Here is a 26,949-nt window from a genome sequence, read left to right as displayed (position 1 = left end):
AGTCACGTCCTCGACTTCAAGGTCTCGCTAAGCGGGGTGTCCGTCGACTCTGCGGGGCAGTCGCAGGGGGTTGTCCTCGCGTAGCTCGGGCGGGAGCAGGGCGTCGGGGGTGTTCTGGTAGACGACCGGGCGTAGCCAGCGCTCGACGGCCGTCTCGCCGACGGAGGTGGAGGTGGAGGTGGAGGCTGGATAGGGGCCGCCGTGGTGCTGGGCGGGGGCGACCGCGACCCCTGTCGGCCAGGCGTTGACGACCACGCGTCCGGCCAGCGCCGTCAGCCGTGGCAGCAGCCGTGCGGCCGTGCCCGCCACTTCCCGCGTGCCGGGCTCTGCCTCCTCGCGGGAGATCTGGAGGGTCGCGGTGAGGTTGCCGGGCAGGCGGGCCAGGATCGCGTCGACCTCCTCCGGGCCGGTGTACCGGACCACTACGGCGGCCGGGCCGAAGCACTCCTCGATCAGCAGGTCGTGCCCGTCGCCTTCGGCGAGCAGGGCGGCGGGCAGGCTGAGCAGACCGGCGCGCACCTCGTGGGCGCCGTCGGCGGCCGCGGGAACGTCCGCGTGGACGCCGGGCAGGGCTCCGCGGGCGGCCATGCCGTCCAGGTAGGCCCGCCGCATGCGCTCGTCGAGCAGGACACCGGACGGAACCTTCTCCAGAGCACCGGCCAAGGCGGTCACCAGGCGGTCACCATGCCTCCCGGCAGGGACGAGGACCAGACCCGGTTTGACGCAGAACTGGCCGTGGCCCAGGGACACGGACTGGGCGAGCGTGGTGCCGATCTCCTCGGCCCGCTCGGCCGCGGCGGCCTCGGTGACCACGACCGGGTTGAGGGAGCCGAGTTCGCCGTGGAAGGGAATGGGGGTCGGACGGGCCGCGGCCTCGTCGAACAGGGCTCGCCCGCCGCGGATGGATCCGGTGAACCCGGCGGCGGCGACGAGAGGGTGGCGGACGAGGTGCAGTCCGGCGTCGAAGCCGTGCACGAGCTGGACGACGTCCTCGGGCAGGCCAGCGCGCGGGGCGGCCCGGCGCAGCGCGGCGGCGGCGCGTTCGGAGGTGGCGGGATGGTCGGGATGGGCTTTGACCACGACGGGGCAGCCGGCGGCCAGGGCGCTGGCGGTGTCGCCGCCGGGAATCGAGAACGCGAAGGGGAAGTTCGAGGCGGCGTAGACGGCGACGACACCGATCGGGATCTTGTAGCGGCGCAGATCCGGCACCGGAGGCGTGACCGTGTCGTTCGGATGGTCGATGATGACGTCGAGGAAGCGGCCGGCGTCGACGGTGTCGGCGAACGCCCGCAGTTGCGTGACGGTGCGGGCCAGTTCGCCGTCCAGCCTGGTCGGCCCGAGGGCGGTCTCGGCGTCCGCGAGCGCGATCAGCTCGGCCCTGTCGTCCTCCAGCTCCGCGGCCGCGGCGCGCAGGAACGCCGCCCGCGCGGTCCGGTCCGCCAAGGCGCCGCGGACCGCCTCGGCGCTCCGCACCGCGGCGTCGACGTGCGCGGCCGTCGCTTCGACGGCGACCTGACCGCGGCGCGTGCCATCGCGCGGGTCCACGCTCCACACCGGTACCGCCGCCACGACCACTCCTCGTGTTCGAAATTTCGAACATAGTTCCAGAAACCGAACGATACGAGAAGATAGGTCCTCTCCAAGACGCGGTCAACCACGGCCGGACAAGGCGTCGGCCGAGGCCACGGCCGGACTTGACACCGGTTCACGGCGACCCTCCATACTGGTTTGGAATTTCGTACATCGTTCGATATTTCGAACAAGGAGGTTCCGGTTGCGCATCACGAGAGTGGAGCCGATCGTCGTCGGCACGCCGTGGCGGAACTTGACCTACGTGCTGGTCCACACCGACGAGGGCCTCACCGGGGTCGGCGAGACACGGATGCTGGGCCACACCGACGCGCTCCTCGGCTACCTGAAGGAGGCCGAGGTCAACCACATCCTCGGCTCCGACCCGTTCGCCGCCGAGGATCTGGTGCGCCGCATGAAGTACGGCGACTACGGGCGTGCGGGAGAGATCGTCATGTCCGGCATCGCGTGTGTCGAGACCGCGTGCTGGGACATCAAGGGCAAGGCGCTGGGCGTGCCGGTGTGGCAGCTGCTCGGCGGGAAGGTCACCGACCGCGTCAAGGCCTACGCCAACGGCTGGTACACCACCGAGCGCACGCCCGACGACTACGCCGCCGCCGCACGCGAGGTCGTCGCCCGCGGCTACCGGGCGCTCAAGATCGATCCGTTCGGCAGCGGGCACTTCGAGCTGTCCCACGCGGAGACGCTCTACTCCGTCTCGCTCATCGAGGCCGTGCGCGACGCCATCGGCCCGGACGTCGAGCTGATGCTGGAGATGCACGGCCGGTTCAGCCCGTCCACGGCGGTGCGCCTGGCCGCGGAGATGGCGCCGTTCCGCCCGGCGTGGATCGAGGAGCCCGTTCCGCCGGAGAACCTCAAGGCGCTGCGCAAGGTCGCCGGCAAGGTCGACGCGCCGATCGCCACCGGCGAGCGCATCCACGACCGGATCGAGTTCCGGGAGCTGTTCGAGACCCAGGCCGCCGACGTCATCCAGCCCGACCTCGGTCATATCGGCGGCATCGGGGAGACGCGCAAGCTGGCGGCCACCGCCGAGACCCACTACATGCTCGTCGCCCCGCACAACGTCGGCGGGCCGGTGCTGACCGCCGCCTCGCTCCAGGTCGGCTTCTGCACGCCCAACTTCAAGATCCTCGAACACTTCAACGACTTCGCCGACGCGCAGATCAAGGACGTCGTCAAGGGCGCCCCGCAGGTCGTCGACGGCCACTTCGCCCTCAGCGACGCGCCCGGGCTGGGAGTGGAGCTCGACCTCGACGCGGCGGCCGAGTTCCCCCAGCAGCAGGCACGCTTCGACCTGTGGGCGGACGGCTGGGAGAAGCGCGCGCCGAAGAGCACCGGCCCGTGAGCGGTCCCGGGTCGCAGGCGCTCGTGATCGACCGTCCCGGGACCTACCGCCTGGTCCCGCATCGGGAACGGCCGCCGGGGCCGGGCGAGGCCTTGGTCCGCGTGCACGCGGTCGGCGTGTGCGGCAGCGACCGCGAACTGCTGAACGGCACCCGTCCGGCGGGGTACGCGCGATATCCGGTCGTCCCCGGACACGAATGGTCCGGCACCGTCGAGGCGGTCGGCCCGGACGTGCCGGCGGCTCTGACCGGCCGCAAGGTGGTCGGCGAGGGATTCCGCAACTGCCAGGTGTGCGAACGCTGCCACACAGGTGAACCCACCCTGTGCACCGCCGGATACGAGGAGACCGGGTTCACCGTCCCCGGCGCCATGGCCCCCACCCTCACTCTGCCCTCCCGTCTGCTGCACCCTCTGCCGGAGGACGCCGATCTGACCGCGGCCGCACTGCTGGAACCGGCGGCGTGCGCCGCGGCGGCCGCGCTGCGCGCCGGAGCGCGTCCCGGGGACCGGGTCGCCGTGGTCGGTACCGGAGCCCTCGGCCTGCTCACGGCCCAGTTGCTCGCCGCCGTCTCGCCGCGCCTGCTGACGGTGATCGGCCGCCACCCGGAGCGCGCCGGGCAGGCCCGCGCCTGCGGCGCGCACGAGTACCGCACCAGCGACCGGCTGGACGGCACCGGCGGTTTCGACGTCGTCGTGGAGGCGGCAGGGGCACCGGACAGCGCCCGCACGGCCGCGGCCCTGCTGCGCCGCGGCGGACGGCTGGTACTCACCGGCATCCCCGCTCCCGGCGCCGCCGGGCCGGGCCCGGCGGAGCTGGTGGTCCGGCAACTGGACGTGCGGACCGTCTTCGGCGCCCCGCCGGCGGCCTGGGCGCACGCCGTGCGCGCGTTCGCTGCCGGGCTGCTCGACCCGCTGCCCCTGATCACCCACCGCCTCCCACTGACCGCCTTCGAGGAGGCGATCGCCCTCGTCCGCGACGATCCGGCCGTCGGCAAGGTGGTCCTGCACCCGGACGGTGTCCCCACCTGTCGGCCCGTTCTCGAACCCTGACTCGACCTCGCCCTGTCCCGCTTCGTTCCTGAGGAGTCCCATGTCCCCGTCCGTGCCCCTGCCCGACGGCACCGCGGTCCGGCGTCCCGGCGAACCGGCGCTCGCCCGGCTGGGCCTGGCCGCGCCGGCCTCCGACCCCGCCGACGCCTCTCCGCACGCGTTCCCCGACGGTGGCGCCTGGCGCACCGAGATCCCCTCGGTCGAAGGCCCCGAGGCACTGGAGGCGGTCCTGGACGAGGCACGGCGGCTCGACGTCCCCGTGCACCGGGTCAGCCAGGGCAGCGGCATATGGATGCTCACCGACGCCGAGATCGCCGACATGGCCGGCGCGTGCGCCGCGCGGAACGTCGAACTGTGCCTGTTCACCGGTCCGCGCGGCACCTGGGACATCGGTGCCGCCACCCGCACCGGCTCGGGCGGGGCCGGTCTGCGCGCCCGCGGCCATGACGGGCTCGCCGGCTGCGTCGAGGACGCCCTGCGCGCCGCGGAACTGGGCGTGCGCTGCCTGCTGGTCGCCGACGAGGGCGTGCTGTGGACGCTGCACCGGCTCCGCGCGGACGGCACGCTGCCCGCCGACACCACCTTCAAGGTCTCCGCGCTGATCGGCCCGGTCAACCCGGCCTCGTTCGCACTCTTCGAACGGCTGGGCGCCGACTCGGTGAACGTCCCGTCCGACCTGACGCCGCAGCACCTCACCGAGATCCGCCGGGTCAGCCGCGCCCCCATGGACCTGTACCTGGAGGCCCCCGACGACCTGGGCGGCTACGTGCGCATGTACGAGGCGGCCGAGCTCATCCGGCGCGGTGCCCCGCTGTATCTGAAGTTCGGCCTGCGCAACGCCCCCGCCGTCTACCCGTCCGGCCGCCATCTGCGCGAGACCGTCCTGGCGAGCGCCCGCGAGAGGGTGCGGCGCGGCCGCCTGGTCCTCGACCTGCTGGCCCGCCACGGCGCGGCCGGCGGCATGTCCCCGCTGGGCTCCCGCCTACCCGGACATCTGCGACGCTTCCCCCTGACAGAGGACGAGGGCACCGCTGTGGCGGCGGCAGCGTCCGCCTGACGCGTTGCCCGTCCCGACCGCTCGCCGCACTACGGCGGGCCGCGACACACGAAAGGAGACGCCGGATGAAACGGCTGGTGCCGGCGGTGACCAGGGCGATGGACATCCTGGAGCTCTTCCTCGATCGGGACGGCCCGCTGACCGCCCCGGACATCGTCCGCGAACTGGGCCTGCCGCGTACCACCGTGCATGAGCTGACGGCCACCCTGGTCGCTCGCGGCTACCTCGTCCCAGAACAGGTGGGCGGCTACCGGCTGGGGGTGCGCCTCTACCAGCTCGGCAGCCGCTATGCCGAGCAGCTCGACCTGGCCGCGGAGGGACGGGCCGTCGCCCAGCAGGTCGCGGCCAAGTGCCAGGAGACCGTGCACGTGGCCGTGCTGGAGGACACCGACGTCATCTACATCGCCAAGATCGACTCCACCCAGGCGGTCCGCCTGGTCTCCGCGGCCGGGCGCCGGCTGCCCGCGCACTGCACCGCGGTCGGCAAGATGCTGCTCGCCTCACTGCCCGAGGAGGAACTGCGCAGGCGCATCCCCGACGGCACCGCCCTGGCGGCGATGACCGCCCGCAGCATCACCGACACCGCCGCCCTCCGCACCGAGCTGGCCGCCACGCGCGAGCGCGGGACCGCGATCGAGGAGAGCGAGTCCAACGCCGATGTCGCCTGCGTCGCGGCGCCGGTCCGCGACCGCGCCGGGCAGGTCGTCGCGGCGCTGTCCATCTCGGTGCCCGGCATCCGGTGGAGCCCGGAGCGGCGCGCCGAACTGGAGGAGCTGGCCGCCGCGGGCGCCGCCGAACTGTCCGCCAGGCTCGGCCACCGGCGGGCGCGGGCATGACCGCCGTCCCGGAGCAGGCGGTCGCCGCCCGCGCCGAGCTGGGCGAAGGCCCGACCTGGGACCCGGATGCCCGGCGGCTGATCTGGGTGGACATCCTCGGTTCCCGGGTGCACACCCTCGACCCGGCCACCGGCACGCGCACCGAACTGGTCACCCCGCAGCACGTCGGGGCCGCCAAGCCGCGCGCGGGCGGCGGCCTGGTGGTCAACCTGCGAGACGGCATCGGACTGTACGACCGCGGCGGTGCCTTCAGCTGGCTGCACCACGACCCGGTGCCCGGCCGGCGCGGCAACGACGCCGTCGTCGCCCCCGACGGCTCCCTGTGGGCCGGGACGATGCGCTACGACGAGGCACCCGGCGGCGGCACCCTGTCGCGCATCGCCCCGGACGGCACCGTTCGGACGGTCCTCGACGACGTGGCGGTGAGCAACGGCACCGCTTTCAGTCCCGACGGCACCCGGATGTACTACGTCGACTCTCCCACCTGCCGCATCGATGTGTTCGACCACGACGCCGGGCAGGTACGCGACCGGCGCCCCTGGGCGGAGATCGAACCCGGCGCGGGCTGGCCGGACGGCATCACCGTCGACGCGGACGGCGCGGTATGGGTCGTCCTGTGGGACGGCGCCGCCGTACGCCGCTACTCCCCCGCCGGACGCCTCGACCGCGTCATCGACCTGCCGGTGCCAAGGCCCACCGCCTGTGCCTTCGGGGGAACGGAACTGGCGGACCTCTACATCACCACCGCCCGCACCGGCCTCGTCCGGCCGGACCCGCTCTCTGGGTCCCTGCTGGTCTTGCCCGGCCTCGGCCGCGGCCTTCCGCAACCGGCCTTCGCCGGCTGACACCCGCTCTCCGCGCCGGCGTAGGCACCGTCAGCTGGGAGTGCCCGTGCTTTCCCGAACAACCAGTTCGGGTTCGACGAGGTCGCGCCCGCGACAGCGGCCAAATCCCGGGGGGGCGATGCTGTCGAGCATCAGCATGAAGGCACGCCGTCCCACCTCGCCGAAGTCCTGCCGGACGGTGGTCAGGGGCGGGGAGAAGTAGGACGACTCGGGGACATCGTCGAAGCCGACCACGCTCACCTCCTCTGGGACGCGGCGCCCGGCCTCGTCCAGCGCGCGCAGCAGTCCCAGCGCCATGGTGTCGCTGGCGGCGAACACGGCGGTGACGGAGGGATCGCGGGCGATCCGCCTGCCCAGCTCGTAGCCGGAGCGGGCGGACCAGTCGCCCTGCAAGACCTCGGGTATCTCGCGTCCCTCGGCTGCGAGGGTCGCCCGCCACCCGCCGGCCCGGGTGCGGGCGCCCACCCAGCCGGCGGGGCCCGACACGTGCCAGACCGTGGGGTGCCCGAGACTCAGCAGGTACCGCGTCGCGCGCACGGCGCCGTCCTGCTGGTCGACCGCGGCGAGCGGGACCGGCAGGTCCTCGGCCGCGTCGACCACCACCACCGGCAGGTCCGGCGGCAGGTCGAGCAGGGCTTCGGCGACCGGCTCGTGCGGCGCCATGATGATGACTCCATCGACGTCCTGGCCGCGCAGCCGGTTCACGCCCTCGCTGATCGCCCCGCGCCCGAGGCCGCCGGAGCCGGCGATGCCGATCCGGTAGTCGTGCTCGCGGGCAGCGCGCTCGATCCCGGCCAGGATCGAGGCGGGGCCGTAGCGCGTGGTGTCGAGGCCGACCACGCCCAGCAGTCGCGAGCGCCCCGTAGCCAGGACGCGGGCGGCGAGGTTCGGGTGGTAGTCGAGCCGCCTCATCGCCGCCAGGACCCGGGCCCGCGTCGCGGGACGCACCCTGTCGGGGACGTTGAGCACGCGGGAGACCGTCATGGCCGAGACTCCGGCCAGTTCGGCCACGTCCGCCATGACCGTCGTGCGACGTCCGTCCTGGCGAGCGGGCCTGGTCTCGGCCGGGCCGGCGGAGTGCCGGGGGCTCACTCCAGTGCGGCGATGTCACTCGCCCGGACGGCGCGCAGGGCCATGAACTCCCTGCCGGGCAAGGTCACGCGGAGGAACCCGTCGCATGGCACCTCGCGCGGAGCTCCGCCGCTCGCACCGGACCCCAGGGTGGTCTTCACCGGCGCCCCGGCCGCGCCGCGACATCCTCCATCACCGGCCGCTCGTCCGCCGGGCTGGATGGAGGACGTCGCGGACCCCACATGATCTACTCCTTCGTGTCGGTCGACGTTCGTGCGATGGCCCTGTGGGCGGAGTGCGTCGTTCTGGTGGGCACCGGAGCGGATCGCTCAGCCGGTCCCGGAACCGACGTTCTGGATGATCGGCTGGAACTCGGTCCAGGTCGGTACGAGCGGGGTCGACTCCCAGGTCTTCTGGGCCATGACCCGGAGCCGCGGGAAGATCGACGCCGCGGCGTCGGCCTCGGTCCAGGTGCCGCCGCTGTTCCAGAGGTGGACCAGCGAGCCGCGGTTGCGCGGCTCGGCCGGATCGACCGTGTAGAAGGGCAGGCCGGAGCCCTGGTCGTCCCGGTAGCCGGGGCCGTGGAAGGTGTTGACCGTCCAGTTCTCGTAGGTCCACTGGATGGACGGCTTGACCGGGGGGCCCGATGGATAGTCGTAGGTGGGGAAGAAGCCGGCGTTGAGGACGGCGTGTCCCTGGTCCAGGACCTCCTGGGGCGGCTTCGGGTTGATCGGGCTCGGGTACGGGAAGTGCATGTCCGTCCACCACTCGACGATGACGTCGGGGTCGACCTGGACGGTGTTGCCGGGGGCGAGGTTGTCGTTCCAGATGCGCAGTGTCCTGCCGTGGGAGCGGACGTAGGCGTTCATCTCGTTGATCAGGCCGAGGACGCCGTCGACGGCCACGGCCTGGGGGCCGTACTTCTCCTTGGCGTAGCGCTCCAACTGCGGATAGTTGGCGTACTCCGGGTCGGGCAGGAACTCGTCGGTTCCCATGTGGAAGTAGCGGGCCGGGAAGAGTGGCAGGTACTCGGCGATGAGGTCGCGCAGCAGCTTCCGCGCTTCGGGGATCGTGTAGTCAATCCTGTTCGGGGCGGCGACGCCGTCCTTGTCCCTGAGCTGGAATTGCGGGTAGTGCGCCAGGAGCGCGCCCATGTGGCCGGGCATGTCGATCTCGGGCACGACCGTGACGTGGTAGCGCTTCCCGAGCTCGACGAGGCCGCGGACCTGCTTCTTGGTGAGGAACTGCTCGGACTGGACTCCGGTGCGGCTCTCGATGCGCCAGCCTTCGTCGTCGGTGAAGTGCAGGTGGAGATAGTTGAGCTTCAGGTAGGCCATGTCCCGGATGCGCGCGGCGAGCCATTCGTAGGTGAAGTGCATGCGTGCGGTGTCCACCATGAGCCCGCGTTCGGGGTAGCGAGGCCAGTCGCGGGCGACGCCCGCGGGGATCGAGGTGTCCTGGCGCAGCAGTTGGAGGAGGGTGCGGGTTCCGTAGAAGGCGCCCGCCTCGGCCCTCGCCTTGATCGAGACGGATGCCGGGTCGACGGTCAGGACGTAGCCCTCGTCGCCGATCCGCTCGTCGGCCGCACCGAGCGCCAGGACGACGTCGCCCTTGTGGGCGGCCCGGTCGGTGACCTCGACGCGGACGGCATGGCGGGACAGCGCGCGCAGGTCGGCGGCGAAGACCTCGGCGGTCCCGCGCAGCCTGCGGGCGTCCGCGGGGCGGAGGATGATCCGGCTCGCCGCGCCGAGCCGGAAGGCGCCCGATCCGGGCGACCATTCCCGCAGCGCGGGGATGGTCTGCGGCCGCGTGGGCGCGGGGGCGGTTTCGGCCGATGCCGGACCGGCGCAGGCGATCGGCGCCATGGCCAGGCCGCCGAGCGCGGCGGCCGTTCCGATGAAGGTCCGGCGGGACAGGGGGGTGGGGTTGGGCATGGTCATCTTCTCCTTGGGGGCGCTCATCCCTTCACACCGCCGGTGGCCAGGCCCGACTGCCAGTAGCGCTGGAGGAAGAGGAAAGCGATCATGAGGGGCACGATGGAGACGAGCGAGCCGGTGAGCACGGTGGAGAAGAGGACCTGGGAGCCGCCTCCGGCGGCCGCGGCGTTCTGCCAGTGCGCCAGGCCCACGGTGACCGGGAACAGCGACTCGGAGTTGAGCATGATCAGCGGAAGGAAGTAGTTGTTCCAGGTGGCCACGAGCTGGAACAGCAGGACGGTCACGATGCCGGGCACGAGCAGGCGCAGCGAGACCGTCTAGAAGATGCGGAACTCGCCCGCCCCGTCGATGCGGGCCGCCTCCAGAAGGCTGTCGTCGACGGCGTCGGCGGCGTAGACGCGCATGAGGTACACGCCGAACGGGCTGACCAGCGACGGCAGGACGACCGCGAACGGGGTGTCGGTGAGGTTGCCGGCCGCGAACAGCAGGTAGGTGGGGATGGCCAGCGCGGTGAGCGGGACCATGATGGAGCCGAGGATGATGGTGAAGACGGCGCCGGCGCCGCGGAAGGCGTACTTCGCGAGGGCGTAGCCGCACATCGTCGCCAGCAGTGCGGCTCCGATCGAGCCGATGAGCGCGTAGGCGATCGTGTTGGCGAGCCATCGGACGAAGATGCCGTCCTGGAACCGGAAGAGCGCTTCGATGTTGTGGAACAGCTGGAAGGAGTCGCCGAACCACAGTCCGAAGGAGCTGAACAGGCCGGCGTTGTCCTTGGTGGCCGACAGCACCAGCCAGACCAGCGGCACCAGGAAGTAGAGCACCGTCATCCAGATCATGACCGTGAGGACCCAGTTGCGCCGCTTGTCACGCGGGGGCCTGCGGCTCCGCCGGACGGGCCGCGTCGCGGCGGCCGGGGGCTTGGGCTCGGTGCTCAGAGAGGTCGCGGTCATGCCGGCCGTCCCTTCCGGTTGGCGGCGATCTGGACCGCGAACGAGACGATCATGATGACCATGCCGAGCAGGAACGCGATCGCGGCCGCGTAGTTGATCTCCTGGTTCTTGAAGGCGACGTTGTAGGCGTACAGGTTCGGGGTGAAGTCGGTGCCCACCGCGTCCGGTGCGATGTTGAACAGCAGGTTGGGCTCGTTGAAGAGCTGGAACGACCCGATGATCGAGAAGATCACGGTGAGGAGGATCGCCGGGCGCAGGGCGGGCAGCTTGATCCGCAGCGCGATCCGCCACTGCCCGGCCCCGTCGACCTCGGCGGCCTCGTAGATCTCGTTGGGGATCGTGCGCAGGGCCGCGTAGAGGACGATCATGTTGTAGCCGATGAACTCCCAGCAGACGATGTTCATCGTGGAGCCGAGAACGGTGTGCTCCGACAGGAGGTTCGGGGCGTCCAGCCCCGCCTTGTCGAACAGCTGGGTGATGAGCCCGTTGTCGACTCCGTAGAGGTAGCCCCACATCAGCGTCGCCACGACGCTGGGCACCGCGTACGGCACGAAGATCAGCATCCGGACGACCCTGCCGCCGCGCACCCGTCCGCTGTCGAGTGCCAGGGCGAGGGCGATGGAGAAGCCGAGCATGATCGGAACCTGCACGAGCAGGAATATCACCACGCGGCGCATGCCCGCCCAGAAGGCCGGGTCGTGGAGCGCCCGCGTGTAGTTGTCGAACCCGCTGAACACCTCGCCGCCGACCAGTTTCGAGGTGAACATGCTCAGGTAGGCCGAGTAGCCCAGCGGCACGATGAAGAACGCCGTGAAGACCACGAGGAACGGGATGACCAGGATCCACGCCGTCCGGGTCTGACCGGCGCGCACGCTGCTGCGGCGCCGGCGTGACGTCGCGGTGCGGGCTGTCGGCGCCGTAAGGCGCGTTGGTGAGGCTCTCATAGCTGCTCTCGCGGTGCGGTGGGTCGGCGGCGCCTACCCGGACGGCTACTTGACGGTGAATCCCTGCTGCTTGGCGTAGTCCACGAGCTTCTTCTGCCAGGCAGTCAGGGCCGCCTTCAGATCACCGTGGTCGGAGATCGCCTTGCCGAGCGTCTCGTCGAAGCTGGAGTTGGCGTAGTCCATGAACGGAAGCCACTGCTGGTTCTGGGCGACCGTGCCGGTGACGTCGGCGAAGAACTTGTTGACCTGCTGCCCGCCGTAGAAGGGGGCCTTCGCGTCGGTGAACTTCGGGTCGGCCAGGGTGGCCTTCGTGGTGGGGAACAGGAACTGGTCGTTGGCGAGCTTCAGCGTCGAGGCGGGGTCGCCGTTGATGAACTTGGCGAGCATGTAGGCCTGGATGGGGTGCTGCGAGCCGGCCATGACGGCGTCGGACGAACCGCCCCAGTTGGCGGAGACGTTCTGTCCGGCCGCCCACTGCGGGAGCCCGGCGACCGACCACTTCCCGCTGGTGTTCTTCGCGGTGCCCTGCAGGAACACCGGGCCCCAGGCCGCGGTGAGCCACGAGGCGTACTTGCCGCGGGAGAGCCCTTGGTACCAGGCGTCGGTGAAGTCGGGGTCGGTGGACACCAGACCCTTGGAGATCAGGTCCTGCCAGTACCCGACGACCTTCTGCGGGATCTCCGAGTCGACGCTCACGCCGACGGTCTGCTTGCCGTCGTAGGAGAAGGGCGAGGCTCCGGCCTGCGAGAAGTAGGCGAGGAGCTGGGGCATGTCGTTGCCGGGCAGGTTCGTGATGTATGCGCCGGTCTGCGACTTGATCTTCTGGGCGGCGGCGCCGAAGTTCGCCCACGTCTTCGGCGACTCGACGCCGGCCTTCTTGAAGATGTCGTTGCGGTAGAGCGTCGCGACCGGTCCGGAGTCCTGCGGGATCGCCCAGACTCCCCCGTTCTGCTCGACCTGGCTCCAGATGCCCTCGACGTACTGCGACTTCAGGTTCGCGCCGCCGTACGGGGTCAGATCGAGCAGGCTCTTGGTCTGGGTGAACGACGGGATGCGGTCGTAGCCGATCTGCGCGACGTCGGGGACGCCCTTACGGGCCTTCAGGGCGGCGCGCAGCTTGACGTACTGCTGGGACGCGTCGGCGTTGTTGATGACGTTGACCTTGATCTTCGGGTACTTCTGCTCGAAGAGCTTGATCTCGTCCTTGATCGGCACCCAGGTCCAGAAGTCGAGCGTGGTGGGCGTGTCCATCGCCGCGTCGATCTCCGCCTGCGAGACGGCCTTGGACGCGGCGGGCTTGTCGGTGTCCTTGGACGAACCGCACCCGGCGGCGACGAGGGTCACGCTGAGCGCCAGCGCTCCCGCTGCCATTGCGCTTGTGCGAAGCCTTCTCATTCGATTCCTTCGTTCTCTGAGGAGTGGGGATCTACCCGATCGGGTTGTCCTGGACCTCGAGCACGACTGCTGCGCGTGGCTCGAAGGGTATGGGGTCGCCCGCGGCGTAGCGGACGCCGGAGACCAGGTCGCAGGCCTTGGCCGGGGCGGTCACGCTGACCGGTTCGGCCGACCAGTTGGACAGGAACGCGATGGTCCGGCCGCCGGAGCGTCCGGTGGCGACGGTGACGGCCTCGGGCGCCCGCCAGCGCCGCTTGGCGGTCTCCGGGACGGCCCACCGGGCGATGCTGCGCGCGAGCGGTGTATTGGGGACGGTGCCGAGGTAGCTGATCCGGCCGACCTCGAACTTCCGCGTGGTGAGGGCGGCCGAGGCGCCCATCTCGGTGGGCGGATAGGTGGCGAGGACGTCCGCGCCGTCGACCTGGAGGACGTCCACCCATCGGGTTCCCGCCGAGCCGGGTTCGAGGCTGAGCGCGTCCGTGGTCGCCGACACCGGCAGCGGCCGGCTGAGGTTGTTGTACTCGTCGTAGTGGACGCCCGCTGGCTCGCCGAGTAGAGCCGGTGCCACCGCGGCGCGCGGACGGGCGAGGTCGTCGCCGTAGCCCGTGCGGATGCCGACGACGAGGTGGCCCCCCGCGGCGGCGTAGTCGCGCAACCTGGTCAGTACGGCGTCGCCCGCCACGTACAGCGCCGGAGCCACGAGAACGGGGAAGCGGCGCGCGAGATCCGCCGGGTCCGAGGTCAGGAACTGGCTCAGGTGCTGCACGCGGATCTGGGCGCCGGCTTCGAAGAAGCCACGGTAGAAGGCGTCGAAGATGTCCAGGTAAGCGTTGCTGTCCGGGGAGCCGTCCGGCCTGGCCAGCGGCGGCTCGACCTCGAAGGCCCACTTGGTGTCGGTGGAGTACAGCAGCAGGACGTCCGCGTCCGGCACGAAGTCGTCCACGGCGGACCCGAGGGCCTTGAGCGCGCCGCCCAGCTCGGCGACCTCCCGGTAGATGCGGCCGGGCCGCTGGCTGTGCGGGAGGACCCCGCCCCAGTAGGTCTCGCCGCCGAAGTGGAGCGTCTGCCAGTGCCAGTACTCCACCATCCGGCAGCCGCGGGCCAGGAGCGCGAACGCCGCCTGCTTGAGCTGCCCGGGGTAGGGCGGGTGGTTCTGCCAGGCGTCGCCGATGGACTGGGCGTTGGTCTCGGTGACCAGGTAGGGCGCCTGCGCCGAGGACCAGGCGCGGTCCCCCCACTGGAACAGCGCCCAGACGCCGGTGTGCCACCATTCCTGCTCTCGCGGGACCTCCTGGAACCAGTCCAGGCCGTCCTGCATCTTGTAGTACGGGTTGCCCGAGGCGACGTCCAACGACCGCACCAGCTCGTCGTCGGCGATCTGCGGCCGCGAGTAGGAGATGCAGGTGGTGACGAACTGGTCGTCGCGCGCGTACTCGCGCACCACCGCCGCCTGCCAGTCGATCAGCTCGTTCGCCAGCGTGGACTGGAAGCGCCGCCATTCCAGCTGGTACTGCGGCATCCGGTTGCCGTCCGGCCGCCACAGGTCCGCCCAGTCCGAGAGGCGGTGCGACCAGTACACGAGCCCCCATGCCTTGTTGACGGCCTCGACGGTGCCGTACCGGTCCTTGAGCCACTCCAGGAAGCGCTGGAAGGTGTGCTCGTTGTGGGGCAGCTGCTGGCCCGGCTCGTTGTCGACCTGGTAGCCGATCACGGCCGGGTGCCCGGCGTAGCGCGCCACGACCTTGCGCACGATCCGCTCGGCGTAGAAGCGGTAGGCCGGATGGCTCTGGTCCATCTCCTGCCGCCCGCCGAAACGGTTCGGCCGGCCGGTCTCCGGCTCCGCCGCGATCTCCGGGTGCAGACGCTGGAGCCACGGCGGCACCGCGTAGGTGGGCGTCCCGAGGATGACCCCGATGCCCCGCGCGTGCGCCCCGTCCAGCACCGGCTCAAGCCAATCGAGGTCGAACTCCCCCTCGCGGGGCTCCCACGTCGACCACACCGACTCCCCCACGCGGATGACGGTGAAGCCCGCCTCCCGCATCAGGTCAAGATCACGGTCGAGGCGATCGCCGACCTGGTACTCGGCGTAGTAGGCGGCACCGAACAGAACGCCGGAGAACCGGGGAGTGGCAACCATGAGTAGCTGAAAACCTCCGATGTTGTCGACAACATTTCGCCGAACGTATCGCCGGAGGTCGACACGGACAACCGAAACGTTGGTTACGTTCCGATAACGAGCCGCGTAGTGGAGGTGCGGGCGATGAGGTGCGGCGCGGCCGGAAGCGCGTCCTCGGGCACCGCCGTGCCCTCGATCCTGGCGAGGAGCTTCTCGATCAGGAAGCGGCCCTCGGCCTCGAAATCCATGGCGACCGTCGACAGGGCCGGGAGCACGTAGCGGGCCTCCGGCAGGTCGTCGGTTCCCACCACGCTGAGGTCGTCCGGGACCCGGACGCCCGAGTCGGCGGCGGCGGAGATCAACCCGATCGCCATGCTGTCGTTGGCCACGCCCACGGCCGTCACCGCCCGCTCAGCATCCTCCAGGGCGCTCCAGACGGCATGCCCGGAGGCCGCGGACCAGTCGCCCTGCCGGACCCAGACGACCCGGCCGCCCCGCTCGGCCACACGCCGGGTGAAGCCCGAGGTCCGTCCGCGGGCGGCGATCCACACCTCGGGTCCGGCCAGATATCCGATGTCGCGATGCCCGAGGTCGAGCAGGTGATCCGCCGCGCACCGGCCGGCCAGCTCGTTGACCGCGGGCCGGTCCGCCTCACCGCCGGGTTCCACGTCGATCACCAGCGGAGTGGCGGTCGCCTGCCGCCGCAGCTCCTCCAGGACGACGTCCGTCTGGGCGGTGGCGAGGATCCCGGCCACCTGATGCTCGATGATCGTGGCGAGCGAGGCGGCGACCGAACCCGCGCTGGTGCCGTCGGCGACGACCACGTCGAGGACGTATCCGCGCAGGTGCGCCAGCTCTCCGGCGCCGGTGAGGATGCGCGCCGGACCACTCTGGTCGATCCGGTCGGCGAGCACGCCGATGCGGTTCGTGCGCTGCGACCGCAGAAGCCGCGCCGCCGAGTTCGGCCGGTAGTCGAGCGCGGCGAGCGCCGCCTCGACACGCTGCCGGGTCTCCGGCCGGATGCCCTGGAAGCCCTTGAGGTAGCGGGTCACGGTCTGGTGGGAGACGCCCGCGTGCTTGGCGACGTCGTAGATTGTGGGAGGCTTCACAACCCCCCTTTCTATCGCTTCCCCGGGCCAGGGCAGGCAGGCGGCGGCGTGAGGGGGTTTGTCCGCCGGCCCGTGATGTCGTACGGTCCGCTAGCGCCCGGAAGCCAGACGGCGCCCCGAGGTCTCCCCCCGTCGTTCTACCGCGGAGCTTCCATGCTGATCGCCCAGAACCCCGTCATCCCCGGCTTCCACCCCGATCCCAGCATCTGCCGTGTCGGGTCCGAGTTCTACCTGGTCAACTCCAGCTTCGAATACGCGCCCGGCGTACCGATCTTCCGGTCGAGCGACCTGCGCCGCTGGTCCCCGGTCGGGCACGTACTCGACCGTCCGGACCAGCTCGACATCGTCGGCTGCCGGCACTCCGGGGGCGTCTACGCCCCCACACTGCGCTACCACCAGGGCCGCTTCTGGATGATCACGACCAACGTCAGCGACGGGCCGGGACAGCTGCTGGTGACCGCCAGCGATCCGGCCGGCCCCTGGTCCCGGCCGATCCGCGTCCCGGACGCGCACGGCATCGACCCCGATCTGGCCTGGGACGACGCCGGAACGTGCTGGCTGAGCTGGTCGGGTGAGCTGCCGCCGGGCAGACAGGGCATCCTTCAGGCCGCTCTCAACACTGAGACCGGCGCACTCCTGACCGAACCCGCCGTAATCTGGCGAGGCACCGGCGGCCAGTTCCCCGAAGGCCCCCACCTCGTCCAGCGGGGATCATCCTGGTACCTGTTCATCGCCGAAGGCGGCACCGAACGCGGCCACGCCGTCACCGTCGCCCGAGCCCCCCGGCCCAACGGCCCCTTTGAGCCCTGCCCGGACAACCCGCTGCTCACCGCACGCGGAACGGACTGGCCAACGCAGAACACCGGCCACGCCGACGTCGTGCAACGCCCGGACGGGAGCTGGGCGATGGTGTTCCTCGGCGTCCGACCGCGCGGCTCCACTCCCGCCTGGCACGTCCTCGGACGCGAGACCTTCGCCGCCGAGCTCGACTGGGAGGACGGATGGCCCCGCCTGGGCAGGCCGATCGAGGGGAGCGCGACCGGCCCGGTCGTCGAACATCTCACCGGTCCCGTGCCACCACATTCATGGGTGGCCCCATCGCATCACCGCGCGGACCTGCTCACCTTCGCGCCCGAAGGGCACTGGCGCCTGACCGCACCCTCGCGCGAGGAGGCGTTCGTCGGACGCCGTCAGGAGCACTTCTTCATCAGCGCGCGAGCCGAGGTCGACCCGGGCGCCGGGCGCGCCGGCCTGGAAGTCCGCATCGACCCCTTCCACCGCCTGACGCTGTCCATCGAGGACGGCCGGGTGCGCGCGAGCACGCGCATCGGTGACCTGCGGGTCGTTCTCGGCGAGATGGCCGTCGCCGCCCCACCGGTGCTGGAGCTGCGGACCCAGCCGTCCGAGGGGGCGGTAGGTACCCCGCACCAGGGGCCCGATCTGATCGTGGTGGGCGTGCGGGGGGCCACCGGCTTCCGGGAACTGGGCCGGCTGGACGGCCGCTACCTGTCCACCGAGGTGGCCGGTGGCTTCACCGGTCGCATGATCGGGCTGGTCGGCGAAGGCCCCGGCGCCGTCGTGAAGTCGTTTGTCTATCGCGGATGTGACGATCCGACCCGCTTGAACGATTAGGCGTGCACGGGCGGCGCGGTCGACTCCCGGACGGCGAGCACGAACTCGACCGGATGCAATCGGCGTCCCGTCGGGGTGGGCGCGGCGATCTCTTCGGCCAGCAACTCGACACCCTCCGTGGCCATGGCCTCGAAGTCCTGAGCGATCGTGGTGAGCGCTGGATTCAGGAAGCGGGCCGCGGGGATGTCGTCCATCCCGACGACGCTCACCTCGTCCGGTACCCGCCGGCCGGCTTCGTGCAGTGCACGGATCACCCCGATCGCCATGTCGTCGTTGGCGACGAAGACGGCGGTCATCCCGGCGTCCTGGGCGAGCCGGACTCCCGCGGCGTAACCGCTCTCGCACGACCAGTCGCCCTCCACCGGTTCCACCGGCGGCAGCCCCGCGCCGGTCAGCGCCGTCCGCCAGCCGTCGGCGCGGTCGCGCGCCGCCCACCAGCGCCGGGGCCCGGAAACGTGCCGGATCTCGGTGTGGCCCAGATCGATGAGGTGCCTGGTCGCCAGATACCCGCTGCGGTCGGCCCGTTCCGCGGCCTGGATGCGGCGCGTGGCCGTGACACCGTGGAAGCGGCCCATGGTCAGGACCGGAACGTCTATCGCGACCGGGATAGGGCCCTCGTCGATGTCCTCGGGCAGGACGAGGCCGTCGACTCCCTGATCGAGCAGCCGCTCGATCAGGCCGGCGAGGGAATGCCCGTCGTCCGGGCTGGTGTGCGCGACGCTCGTCGCGTAACCCAGCCGCCGCGCCGCCGTCTCCACCGCGATCAGCAGCGTCGTGGGGCCGTACAGTCCGGCGCCGTACGCGACCACTCCCAGACGGCCGGTCCGGCCGGACATCAGGCTGCGTGCCGCCGCGTTGGGCCGGTACCGGAGTTGCTCGGCGGCGCGGAGCACCTTCGCCCGCACCTCGGGACGGACATGCGGCTCACCCCTCATCACCCGCGACACCGTCTTCTGTGAAACGCCGGCCAGGCGAGCCACGTCGGTACTCGCAGGTCGCGGTGCCGGTTTCTCACCACCGGTGATCGTCACGGCTCCGGTTCCCCTTCCGCAGGCTTCGGCCTGAGCCCCCTGAGTACCGCCCAAGCTCATCGTACCGATGACTACGTAGTCAATCCGGATGAGGTCAGCGCGATGCAGGTGCCATTCGTACGCCGGACCGCTGCCCGGCCCGTCCTCTCCGCAGCGCTCGCCGTCGGCCTGGTCCTGACGGCTGTCTTCTCCGCTCGCGCCTCCACCACCGATCCCGAACCCGGACGGCTCGAACTCGCCAACTCCGCCCTGGCCAGGCGAGCCGCGAGCCAGGGCATGGTGCTGCTCGACAATCCCGGCGCCGCGCTGCCCATGGCCCGCTCCGGGAACGTGGCGCTGTTCGGCGTCGGCGCCTACAAGACCGTCAAGGGAGGCACCGGCTCCGGCGACGTCAACAACCGCTCCACCGTGACGGCGCGGCAGGGACTGGAGAACGCCGGCTACCGCGTCACCACTGGTTCGGCCTACTGGAAGGCGATGACGGCCGCCTACGACACCAAGTATCCGGAGACCGACGCCGGCTACTCGTTCGGCCCTGCCATCGACTATTCCTCGGTCGAGCAGTTGCTCACCGCAGATACCGTGCAGCCGACCGCGCCGACCGACACGGCCATCTACGTGGTGGCGCGCAACTCCGGCGAAGGCTTCGACCGCTCGCCCGGAGCGGGCGACTATCAGCTCACCGACACCGAGAAGGCCGACATCCGGCTCATCGGCCGTACCTACGTCCACGTCGTCATCGTGCTCAATGTCGGCGGGGTCATCGACACGTCGTTCTTCAAGGCGATCAACGCCTCGGCGAAGGATCCCTCCAACGGTCCGGCACTCGACTCGCTGCTCCTCATGAGCCAATCCGGGCAGCAGGGCGGCAACGCCCTGGTGGACGTGCTCAACGGCACCGTGAACCCATCGGGACATCTCACCGACACCTGGGCCTCGAAGTACTCCCACTACCCGGCGTCCGGAACGTTCGGCGGCAATGACGGCGACACCGGGACCGAGCCCTATCGCGAGGGCATCTACGTCGGTTACCGCTACTTCGACTCGTTCTACAAGACGATCGACCCCTCGAACCCGGCGAGCGTGGTGACCTACCCCTTCGGCTGGGGCTTGTCGTACACCGGCTTCAGGATCTCCGCCCCCTCCGTGCGGGCCACTGCCGCGAAGACCACGGTGAAGGTCAGGGTGACCAACACCGGTGCCCGCAGCGGCAAGGAGGTCGTGCAGGTCTACTTCTCCGCTCCGCAGACCGGAGTCGACAAGGCCTACCAGGAGCTCGCGGCGTTCGCGAAGACCGACGAGCTCCCACCGGGCGCGAGCCAGGACCTCACCATCTCCTACGACACGACGCAGATGTCCTCGTTCGACACGGCCCGATCGGCGTACGTCCTGGATCCCGGCACGTACGTCATCCGCGTCGGCGACTCCTCGCGCAGCACCCACGTCGCGGCGAAGCTGACCCTGTCCTCCAGGGTGACCACCGAGTCGGTCGATCACGAACTCGACGGGCGCACCCCGGACGGTGAGCTGGCCGGCGACCCGGCGAACTTCTATACCTACGCCGGTGAGGACCGCGAGATCGCCGCCGCTCCGTCCGTCGCGCTGAACCCCGCATCGTTCAGGAAGCTGTTCAAGGACTCCCGCTCCTCCTTCGAGCAGGACGTCCCGGTTCCCTCGACGTCGCCGTACTACGCGATCGACAAGAGCCCGATCTCCAGCACCACCGCCTACATCGACCCTAGGCAGACGAACTGGGAGGGCACCGGCGCACCCTACCCGCGCAAGACCGGCGAGACGCTGAACAAGGCCGCCCCCATCCGAGGCGCCACCCTCTACGACGTCGCCAAAGGCAAGATGCCGCTCACTCAGTTCGTCGCCGGCCTCAGTCTCGACCAGCTCGCCAACATCGTCGAAGGCAGCGCCACGCCGGGCTCGACTCCGGCCGCCGTCGGCGCCGGCGGGTACACGACCGGCAAGTACGAGAACATCGGCATCCCCGCCATGACACTCGCGGACGGCCCCGCGGGCCTGCGCATCACCCGGCGGCTCCCCACGACGCCACCGACCTACCAGTGGGCCACCGCCTGGCCCGTCGGCACGCTCCTCGCCCAGACCTGGGACAGCGACCTGGTCCTCCGGGTCGGCCGCGCCGTCGGCGAAGAGATGCTCTACTACGGCGCGACCCTGTGGCTGGCGCCGGGCATGAACATCCACCGCGACCCTCTCAACGGCCGCAACTTCGAGTACTACTCGGAGGATCCACTGCTCACCGGGATGACCGCGGTCGCGGCGACCCGGGGCGTCCAGTCCAAACCGGGCGTGGGCGTCACGCTCAAGCACCTCGCCGGGAACAACCAGGAGGCCAACCGCGACGGCGACGACGCCGTCGTCAGCGAGCGCGCGCTGCGCGAGATCGAGCTCAAGAGCTTCGAGTACGCGGTCAAGACCGGCCGTCCCATGGCCGTCATGAGCTCCTACAACAAGATTAACGGAACATGGTCCTCGAAGAACTACGACCTGCTCACCGACGTGCTGCGCGGCGAGTGGGGCTTCCAAGGCCTGGTCATGACCGACTGGGGCGGCGCGCACGGGGCGACCGACACCATGTACTCCGGCAACGACCTCATCGAGCCCGGAACGAACCCGGACGAGGTCGTCACCGCGAGCAAGAAGGTACTCCCGACCATCGACGTCGCGGGACTGCCCGCCTACACCAAGTACCAGGTCGACCTAGGCGGCGGCAGGCTCTACACGCTCCGGTACGCCTGGAAGAACGGCAGCCTCGTTCCGAGCCCCAGCGGAAGCGAATCCGTCACCACCACCGTGGACTCCCGGACGGACCTGTCCAAGACTCCTCTCTCGTCCGCTTCGATCCAGGTCCTGGCCACCGGGCAGACCAAGACGGTCGCGAATCCCCCGCTCCACTCCGTCGACGAAGCGTACAAAGCGATCACGGCGGTTCTGGCCGACGGCGCGGTCGACACCACGACCAAGGCGTCCATCGCCATCTCGAACGTCGTGCACGCCGTCCCGGGAGACAACGCCAGCCCGGTGACCGCCTACACCGTCACGCTCAAGGGCGACTACCAGGTCAACATGCGCCTCGGCGACCTGCAACGCAGCGCACGACGGATCCTCGCGACCATCATGCAAACCCAGCCGTTCGCCCAGCTGGCGAAGCTCAACCACGTGCGCGGCATCACCGTCCACCCCTACGGCAACCGCTTCGGGAAGCCACAGGACATCGTCGAGGTCGACAAGAACGAGATCCGAGGCCGATGAGGACGACGCCGAACAGGTACGGGTGAGATCCCGCGACGGGAGCCGCGCTGGATGCCGAGCACCACCTCGCTCGCCCGCTCACGGGATGTGACAGGAAGGTCTGCCACAATGTCCGTGCAGGGTGAGAGTGAGGTCGGGCATGGCATCCCCACGGCGCGTGGGCACCGAGACGTCGAAGACGCGGGATCTCCTGCTCGACTGCGTCGAGCGGCTGATGCTGGAGAAGGGCTACGCCGGCGTCACCTACCGCGCGATCGCGGCGAAGGCCGGGGTGACTCCGGGTCTGGTCCAGTACTACTTCCCGACCACGGACGAGGTGTTCGTCGCGGCAATCCGGCGCAGGTCGCAGCAGAATCTGGAGAGGCTGGCCGAGGCGCTGCGCTCCCGAGCCGACCAGCCGCTGCACGTTTTGTGGGACTACAGCCGGGACGAGTCCACGGCGGCTCTCACCACGGAGTTCCTGGCGCTGGGCAACCACCGCACGTCGATCCGGGCGGAGATCGCCGACTGGACCGAACGGGTGCGGCGGCTTCAGGTCGAGGCGCTCGACGCGGCGATCCGGCGGCGCCCGGTCGCCCTCGGGCCCCTGTCACCGGGCACGCTGCTGTTCCTGGTGACGGGGATTCCGAAGCTGGTCCGGCTGGAGGAGGGCGTCGGCATCGCGTCCGCGCACGCCGAGGTGGTCAAGGAGTTCGAGGAGTACCTCGACTCGGTGGAGCCGGAGGGCGGGCAGGGCTGAGCGCGCGTCCTCAGCGGGTGTGCTGGATGAGTTCGATCCGGACGCCGTCGGGGTCGGCGAGGAACAGCACGTCCATGGCGCCGTCGCGCATGGGGATGTGGCTGCGCATGCTCTCGATCGCGGTGGCTCCGAGCTTCAGGAGCCGTTCTTCGACGGCTCGCAGGTCGTCCACGTATACCGACAGGTGCGTGAAGCCGAGCCCTTCGGTGTAGGAGCGCAGGGAGCGGCCGAAGTCGGAGACGCACAGGCCGATGTGGGACACGGCCACGACGCTGCCGGTCGTCTGCCGGGACGTCATGGGTCACCTCTGGTCGATGATCGCGGGCATCGTGTCCCAGCCGCGGACCGTCGTGGTGGGCGAGCGGCGGGCGCCGGTCATGTCGATCTCCCATTCGGGGAAGCGGTTCAGCACCTCGTCGAGGGCGACGCGTCCCTCCATGCGGGCCAGCGCCGCGCCCAGGCAGTAGTGCGCGCCGTGGCCGAAGGTGACGTGCGTTCCTATGTCGCGGTGGATGTCGTAGCGGTCGGGGTCGGTGAAGCGGCGTTCGTCGTGGTTGGCCGAGGCGACCATGAGCAGCATCGCCGAACCGGCCGGCACCTTGGTGCCGTGGTACTCGACGTCCTCGGTGACGTAGCGGGCCACGTGCGGGCCGGGAGGTTCGTAGCGCAGCAGCTCCTCGATCGCGTTGGGGATGAGTGAGCGGTCGGCGGCCAGTTCGCGGCGCTGGCCGGGGTGCTCGGCGAGCACCTTGCCCATCCAGCCGAACAGCCGTCCGGTGGTCTCCACCCCGGCGCCGGTGATGACGGTCAGGAACGTGACGATCTCGTCGGTGGTCAGCCGGCGGACGGTGCCGTCCACGTCCTCGAACTCCACGGCCAGCAACTCGGTGATCAGGTCGTCGGAGGAGTTCTTCTTCCGCCAGTTGACGTACTCGGCGTACATGCCGCCGTCGAAGTACTGCTCCTTGTCGATCGGCAGGGGCCGGCCGGGCTGGTTGCGAAGGTTGCTTTGCGCGAAGTCGCGCACCTTGGGCTGCTCGGCGTCAGGGATGCCGACCAGCATGCCGATCGCGCGCATCGGCAGCTCGTCCCCGAGGTCGGTGACGAAGTCGAACCGGTCGGCGCCGGTGAAGGGGTCCAGGCATGCGACGCAGAAGGCGCGCACCTTCTCCTCCACCATCCGCATCCGCCGCGGGGTGAAGGCCCGCGAGACCAGGGCGCGGTGGACGGTGTGCTGCGGCGGGTCCTCGTGGATGAAGACTCCGGGCGGCATGACCGGGTCGGCCTTGACGACCTCCAGGATGTCGCCCTTGGCGGAGCTGAGCCGCTTGACGTCCTTGAGGGCGGCATCGACGTCGGCGAAGCGGCTCAGCCCCCAGAAGTCGAGGCGCTCGTTGTAGTACAGCGGCGCCTCGTCGCGCAGCCGCCGGTAGATCGGATACGGGTCGCGGTCGATCTCGATGTCGTAGGGGTCGTAGTACAGGCCGTTCCCGCTCACCGTTTCTCCTCGGGCCGGTGTTGTACGGTCGTATAGCGTGCTGCTATACGTTCGTATAGCACAGATGATCCGGCTCCGGGAAGGCCGGCCGATCGACCGGAGGATGTCTTGAGTCGTACAGCGGTGGTGACCGGCGGTGCCTCCGGGCTGGGGTTGGCGGTCTGTGAGCATCTCGCCCGCCAGGACCGGCACGTCGCCGTCCTCGACCTTGACGGCGACGCGGCCGAACGCCTGGCCGGCGATCTGCGGGCGAAGGGGCACCGGGCGGTCGCGGTCAAGGTCGACGTGGCGGACCGGGGGGCGGTCGACAGGGCCTTCGACGAGGTGCGCGCCGAACTGGGGCCGATCGAGGTCCTGGTCACCAGCGCGGCCGTCTCCGGATTCCTGCCCTTCGAGGACGTCGGTTCCGGCGACTGGGCCCGCACGATCGCCGTCAACCTCACCGGCACCTTCAACTGCCTCCAGTCGGCGATCCCGGACATGGTGGCCGCCCGCTGGGGACGGATCGTCACGATCTCGTCCGCGGCGGGCCAGACCGGTTCGCCGCGCCAGGCGCACTACGCGGCGTCCAAGGGCGGCGTCATCGCCCTGACCAAGACGGTCGCGCTCGAGTACGCCGCCAAGGGGATCACCGCCAACACCGTCCCGCCGTTCACCGTCGACACGCCGCTGCTGCGCGCCGCGCAGGAGGCGCGACTGCTGCCGGGCCCGGACGTGCTGGCCCGGATGATCCCGGCGCGGCGGCTCGGTACCGGTGATGACATCGCGGCGATGTGCGCGTTCCTGTGCTCGGACGAGGCCGGTTACGTCACCGGCCAGGTCATCGGCGTCAACGGAGGTGCGGTGACATGAGCGACCGGTTCCGCCTGGACGGCCGGGTGGCCCTCATCACCGGTGGAGGCACCGGCATCGGACGCGGCACGGCGCTGGTGCTCGCCGAGCACGGCGCCGACGTCGTGCTCGCGGCCCGGCGCCCGCAACCGCTGGAAGCCACCGCGAAGGAGATCCGGGCACTGGGCAGGCGTGCCCTCGCCGTACCGACCGACGTCAGCGACCCCGACCGGTGCTGGCGGCTCGTCGACACCGTCCTTCACGAGATGGGACGCCTCGACATCCTGGTCAACAATGCCGGCGGGGCGCAGACCAAGTCGCCGATGAAATGGACCGAGGAGGAGTGGCACCAGGTCCTGGCGCTCAATCTCGGCAGCGTGTTCTTCCTGTCCCGGGCCGCGGCCGAGCCCATGCTGGCCCAGGGCAAGGGGGCGATCGTGAACATCTCCTCGGGCGCGAGCCTGCTCGCCATGCCCCGGGCCGCACCGTACGGCGCCGCGAAGGCCGGGGTGAACAATCTCACCGGCTCCCTGGCCGCGGCCTGGACCCGCAAAGGGGTCCGCGTGAACACCATCGCCGTGGGAGCCGTCCGAGCGGCGACACTGCTGGACGAGGCCGAACGGCACGACCTCGACCCCGAGGCCATCGGCATGACCAACGGCTCGGGACGGCTCGGCGAGCCCGACGAGATCGGATACGGCGTCCTGTTCTTCGCCTCCGACGCCTCCAGCTTCTGCTCGGGCCAGACCCTCTACGTCCACGGAGGACCGGGGCCCGCCGGCATCTGACAAGAATCAACCTCTCTTGATAGATAAGTATCATTCTTATACGGTCGTATAAACAGCCTTGGAGGTGCGATGACCGCCGCGTTCACCCCGCTCAACCCGTTCGGCATCGAGATCACCGGCGCCTCCGGCGACCACCTGGTGCGCCCGGAAGCCGCGGACCGCTGCCAGGAACTGCTCGCCGAGCACGGAGTGGTGATCTACCGCGAGCTCAACATCGGCGACGACGACCTCGTCGCGTTCACCCGCCTGCTGGGCGAACCGGAGGTCGCCCGGACCAGCGAGCACCGCCATCCCGAGATCGACACCATCACACTCGATCCGGCCAAGACCAACGCCACCCTCGCGGTCTACCGGCGGGGGAACTTCCACTGGCACATCGACGGCGCCACCATCGAGGTCCCGCAGAAGGCCACCCTGCTCACCGCCCGGGAAGTCGACCCCGCCGGCGGCGACACCGAGTTCGCCAGCACCTTCCTGGCCTACCAGGCGCTGCCCGAGGAGGAGAAGGCGCGCCTGGAGGGGCTGACGGTGGTGCACAGCTTCGCCGCCGCGCAGGCGCGGGCCAATCCCGACGCCTCCGAAGAGGAACGCGCCGCCTGGGAGCGAGTGCCCTCCAGAGTTCACCCGCTCGTCTGGACGCGGCGCAACGGGCGCAAATCCCTGCTCGTGGGAGCCACCGCCGGCCAGGTCGTGGAACTCCCCGAAGACGAGGGCCGGACGCTGCTCGAACGGCTCCTGGAATGGGCGACCCAGCCGCGATTCGTGCTACGCCACCGGTGGCGACGCGGCGACCTGGTCATCTGGGACAACACCGGGATGCTGCACCGCGCCATGCCCTTCGAGCCCACGTCCCGCAGGCTGATGCACCGCACCACTCTCATCGGCGAAGAGGCGGTCGCCTGAG

At 70.5% G+C, this 26,949-nt stretch carries 23 protein-coding genes; 11 read left to right on the top strand and 12 right to left on the bottom strand.

The window, feature by feature from the left end; all coding sequences use genetic code 11:
- Positions 1–27: 27 nt before the first annotated feature.
- On the bottom strand, positions 28–1,569 hold the full coding sequence (locus E1300_RS05055) for an aldehyde dehydrogenase family protein (protein WP_131755691.1): 1,542 nt from the start codon (positions 1,567–1,569) through the stop codon (positions 28–30).
- A gap of 205 nt (positions 1,570–1,774) precedes the next feature.
- Here E1300_RS05055 and E1300_RS05050 point away from each other — a divergent pair, with 205 nt between their 5' ends.
- The 5 genes from E1300_RS05050 (at position 1,775) to E1300_RS05030 (ending at position 6,722) form a co-directional block, all read left to right on the top strand.
- Positions 1,775–2,935, top strand: coding sequence for a mandelate racemase/muconate lactonizing enzyme family protein (locus E1300_RS05050; RefSeq protein WP_131755690.1), 1,161 nt, complete (start codon positions 1,775–1,777; stop codon positions 2,933–2,935).
- Positions 2,932–3,984: a zinc-dependent alcohol dehydrogenase gene (locus E1300_RS05045; protein WP_207399486.1), complete on the top strand. Its 1,053-nt coding sequence runs from the start codon at positions 2,932–2,934 to the stop codon at positions 3,982–3,984. Before E1300_RS05050 ends, E1300_RS05045 begins: the two co-directional genes overlap by 4 nt.
- Positions 3,985–4,024: 40 nt before the next feature.
- Positions 4,025–5,041 (top strand): hypothetical protein, encoded by a 1,017-nt coding sequence (locus E1300_RS05040; protein ID WP_131755688.1) that lies wholly within the window; start codon positions 4,025–4,027, stop codon positions 5,039–5,041.
- Between the two features lie 65 nt (positions 5,042–5,106).
- Entirely contained in the window at positions 5,107–5,877 is a 771-nt protein-coding gene (locus E1300_RS05035; RefSeq protein ID WP_131755687.1) for an IclR family transcriptional regulator, read from the top strand.
- A complete protein-coding gene (locus E1300_RS05030; protein ID WP_131755686.1) occupies positions 5,874–6,722 on the top strand; it encodes an SMP-30/gluconolactonase/LRE family protein in 849 nt (282 codons plus the stop codon). Before E1300_RS05035 ends, E1300_RS05030 begins: the two co-directional genes overlap by 4 nt.
- A gap of 30 nt (positions 6,723–6,752) precedes the next feature.
- Here E1300_RS05030 and E1300_RS05025 read toward each other — a convergent pair whose 3' ends face one another.
- The 8 genes from E1300_RS05025 to E1300_RS04995 form a co-directional block, all read right to left on the bottom strand.
- On the bottom strand, positions 6,753–7,742 hold the full coding sequence (locus E1300_RS05025) for a LacI family DNA-binding transcriptional regulator (RefSeq protein ID WP_131755685.1): 990 nt from the start codon (positions 7,740–7,742) through the stop codon (positions 6,753–6,755).
- 380 nt (positions 7,743–8,122) lie between these two features.
- Positions 8,123–9,754 carry a beta-N-acetylhexosaminidase gene (locus tag E1300_RS05020; protein ID WP_131755684.1) on the bottom strand — a complete coding sequence of 544 codons (1,632 nt, stop codon included), beginning with the start codon at positions 9,752–9,754 and terminating at the stop codon, positions 8,123–8,125.
- Positions 9,751–10,026, bottom strand: coding sequence for an ABC transporter permease family protein (locus E1300_RS51300; protein WP_207399485.1), 276 nt, complete (start codon positions 10,024–10,026; stop codon positions 9,751–9,753). The genes E1300_RS05020 and E1300_RS51300 overlap by 4 nt, the downstream gene beginning before the upstream one ends.
- Before the next feature lie 21 nt (positions 10,027–10,047).
- A complete protein-coding gene (locus tag E1300_RS05015; RefSeq protein WP_207399484.1) occupies positions 10,048–10,680 on the bottom strand; it encodes a carbohydrate ABC transporter permease in 633 nt (210 codons plus the stop codon).
- Positions 10,677–11,552, bottom strand: coding sequence for a carbohydrate ABC transporter permease (locus E1300_RS05010; protein ID WP_242618948.1), 876 nt, complete (start codon positions 11,550–11,552; stop codon positions 10,677–10,679). The genes E1300_RS05015 and E1300_RS05010 overlap by 4 nt, the downstream gene beginning before the upstream one ends.
- Positions 11,553–11,669: 117 nt before the next feature.
- Positions 11,670–12,995, bottom strand: a complete 1,326-nt coding sequence (locus tag E1300_RS05005) for an ABC transporter substrate-binding protein (RefSeq protein ID WP_131755682.1) — start codon at positions 12,993–12,995, stop codon at positions 11,670–11,672.
- A gap of 55 nt (positions 12,996–13,050) precedes the next feature.
- The gene (locus tag E1300_RS05000; RefSeq protein WP_131755681.1) at positions 13,051–15,156 is read right to left on the bottom strand and encodes a beta-galactosidase; all 2,106 of its coding nucleotides are present in this window, start codon (positions 15,154–15,156) and stop codon (positions 13,051–13,053) included.
- An 83-nt stretch (positions 15,157–15,239) separates the two neighbouring features.
- On the bottom strand, positions 15,240–16,244 hold the full coding sequence (locus E1300_RS04995) for a LacI family DNA-binding transcriptional regulator (RefSeq protein ID WP_131755680.1): 1,005 nt from the start codon (positions 16,242–16,244) through the stop codon (positions 15,240–15,242).
- 153 nt (positions 16,245–16,397) lie between these two features.
- Here E1300_RS04995 and E1300_RS04990 point away from each other — a divergent pair, with 153 nt between their 5' ends.
- Positions 16,398–17,876 carry a glycoside hydrolase family 43 protein gene (locus E1300_RS04990; protein WP_131755679.1) on the top strand — a complete coding sequence of 493 codons (1,479 nt, stop codon included), beginning with the start codon at positions 16,398–16,400 and terminating at the stop codon, positions 17,874–17,876.
- On the opposite strand, the gene E1300_RS04985 is transcribed toward E1300_RS04990, so the two are convergent.
- Positions 17,873–18,967, bottom strand: coding sequence for a LacI family DNA-binding transcriptional regulator (locus tag E1300_RS04985; protein WP_131755678.1), 1,095 nt, complete (start codon positions 18,965–18,967; stop codon positions 17,873–17,875). The genes E1300_RS04990 and E1300_RS04985 overlap by 4 nt on opposite strands.
- A 42-nt stretch (positions 18,968–19,009) precedes the next feature.
- On the opposite strand from E1300_RS04985, the gene E1300_RS04980 reads away from it, so the two are divergent.
- A complete protein-coding gene (locus tag E1300_RS04980; RefSeq protein ID WP_131755677.1) occupies positions 19,010–22,189 on the top strand; it encodes a glycoside hydrolase family 3 protein in 3,180 nt (1,059 codons plus the stop codon).
- 139 nt (positions 22,190–22,328) lie between these two features.
- Positions 22,329–22,928 (top strand): TetR/AcrR family transcriptional regulator, encoded by a 600-nt coding sequence (locus tag E1300_RS04975; protein WP_131755676.1) that lies wholly within the window; start codon positions 22,329–22,331, stop codon positions 22,926–22,928.
- Positions 22,929–22,938: 10 nt separating this feature from the next.
- On the opposite strand, the gene E1300_RS04970 is transcribed toward E1300_RS04975, so the two are convergent.
- Complete coding sequence (locus E1300_RS04970; protein ID WP_131755675.1) at positions 22,939–23,226, bottom strand: VOC family protein; 288 nt, start codon at positions 23,224–23,226, stop codon at positions 22,939–22,941.
- 3 nt (positions 23,227–23,229) lie between these two features.
- A complete protein-coding gene (locus E1300_RS04965; RefSeq protein ID WP_131755674.1) occupies positions 23,230–24,426 on the bottom strand; it encodes a cytochrome P450 in 1,197 nt (398 codons plus the stop codon).
- Between the two features lie 108 nt (positions 24,427–24,534).
- On the opposite strand from E1300_RS04965, the gene E1300_RS04960 reads away from it, so the two are divergent.
- From E1300_RS04960 to E1300_RS04950, 3 genes are all read left to right on the top strand, one after another.
- Positions 24,535–25,278: an SDR family NAD(P)-dependent oxidoreductase gene (locus tag E1300_RS04960; protein ID WP_131755673.1), complete on the top strand. Its 744-nt coding sequence runs from the start codon at positions 24,535–24,537 to the stop codon at positions 25,276–25,278.
- The gene (locus E1300_RS04955) at positions 25,275–26,045 is read left to right on the top strand and encodes an SDR family NAD(P)-dependent oxidoreductase (protein ID WP_131755672.1); all 771 of its coding nucleotides are present in this window, start codon (positions 25,275–25,277) and stop codon (positions 26,043–26,045) included. The genes E1300_RS04960 and E1300_RS04955 overlap by 4 nt, the downstream gene beginning before the upstream one ends.
- A 69-nt stretch (positions 26,046–26,114) precedes the next feature.
- Positions 26,115–26,948, top strand: a complete 834-nt coding sequence (locus tag E1300_RS04950) for a TauD/TfdA dioxygenase family protein (RefSeq protein WP_131755671.1) — start codon at positions 26,115–26,117, stop codon at positions 26,946–26,948.
- The last annotated feature ends 1 nt before the right edge of the window (position 26,949 follow it).

Origin of the sequence: Actinomadura fibrosa (genome assembly GCF_900659615.1) — a bacterium.
Classification (GTDB): Bacteria; Actinomycetota; Actinomycetes; order Streptosporangiales; family Streptosporangiaceae; genus Spirillospora; species Spirillospora fibrosa.
The sequence above is the reverse complement of the archived record's forward strand: the minus strand, read 5'-3'. Positions and strand labels throughout refer to the sequence as shown.

What these genes read in the sequence shown, in the direction of transcription:
- E1300_RS05040 (WP_131755688.1), top strand. Translation starts at nt 4,025, where the DNA reads ATGTCCCCGTCCGTGCCCCTGCCCGACGGCACCGCGGTCCGGCGTCCC.
- E1300_RS05035 (WP_131755687.1), top strand. Translation starts at nt 5,107, where the DNA reads ATGAAACGGCTGGTGCCGGCGGTGACCAGGGCGATGGACATCCTGGAG.
- E1300_RS05030 (WP_131755686.1), top strand. Translation starts at nt 5,874, where the DNA reads ATGACCGCCGTCCCGGAGCAGGCGGTCGCCGCCCGCGCCGAGCTGGGC.
- E1300_RS05025 (WP_131755685.1), bottom strand. Translation starts at nt 7,742, where the DNA reads ATGGCGGACGTGGCCGAACTGGCCGGAGTCTCGGCCATGACGGTCTCC.
- E1300_RS05020 (WP_131755684.1), bottom strand. Translation starts at nt 9,754, where the DNA reads ATGAGCGCCCCCAAGGAGAAGATGACCATGCCCAACCCCACCCCCCTG.
- E1300_RS05015 (WP_207399484.1), bottom strand. Translation starts at nt 10,680, where the DNA reads ATGACCGCGACCTCTCTGAGCACCGAGCCCAAGCCCCCGGCCGCCGCG.
- E1300_RS05005 (WP_131755682.1), bottom strand. Translation starts at nt 12,995, where the DNA reads ATGGCAGCGGGAGCGCTGGCGCTCAGCGTGACCCTCGTCGCCGCCGGG.
- E1300_RS05000 (WP_131755681.1), bottom strand. Translation starts at nt 15,156, where the DNA reads ATGGTTGCCACTCCCCGGTTCTCCGGCGTTCTGTTCGGTGCCGCCTAC.
- E1300_RS04990 (WP_131755679.1), top strand. Translation starts at nt 16,398, where the DNA reads ATGCTGATCGCCCAGAACCCCGTCATCCCCGGCTTCCACCCCGATCCC.
- E1300_RS04985 (WP_131755678.1), bottom strand. Translation starts at nt 18,967, where the DNA reads ATGAGCTTGGGCGGTACTCAGGGGGCTCAGGCCGAAGCCTGCGGAAGG.
- E1300_RS04980 (WP_131755677.1), top strand. Translation starts at nt 19,010, where the DNA reads ATGCAGGTGCCATTCGTACGCCGGACCGCTGCCCGGCCCGTCCTCTCC.
- E1300_RS04975 (WP_131755676.1), top strand. Translation starts at nt 22,329, where the DNA reads ATGGCATCCCCACGGCGCGTGGGCACCGAGACGTCGAAGACGCGGGAT.
- E1300_RS04970 (WP_131755675.1), bottom strand. Translation starts at nt 23,226, where the DNA reads ATGACGTCCCGGCAGACGACCGGCAGCGTCGTGGCCGTGTCCCACATC.
- E1300_RS04955 (WP_131755672.1), top strand. Translation starts at nt 25,275, where the DNA reads ATGAGCGACCGGTTCCGCCTGGACGGCCGGGTGGCCCTCATCACCGGT.
- E1300_RS04950 (WP_131755671.1), top strand. Translation starts at nt 26,115, where the DNA reads ATGACCGCCGCGTTCACCCCGCTCAACCCGTTCGGCATCGAGATCACC.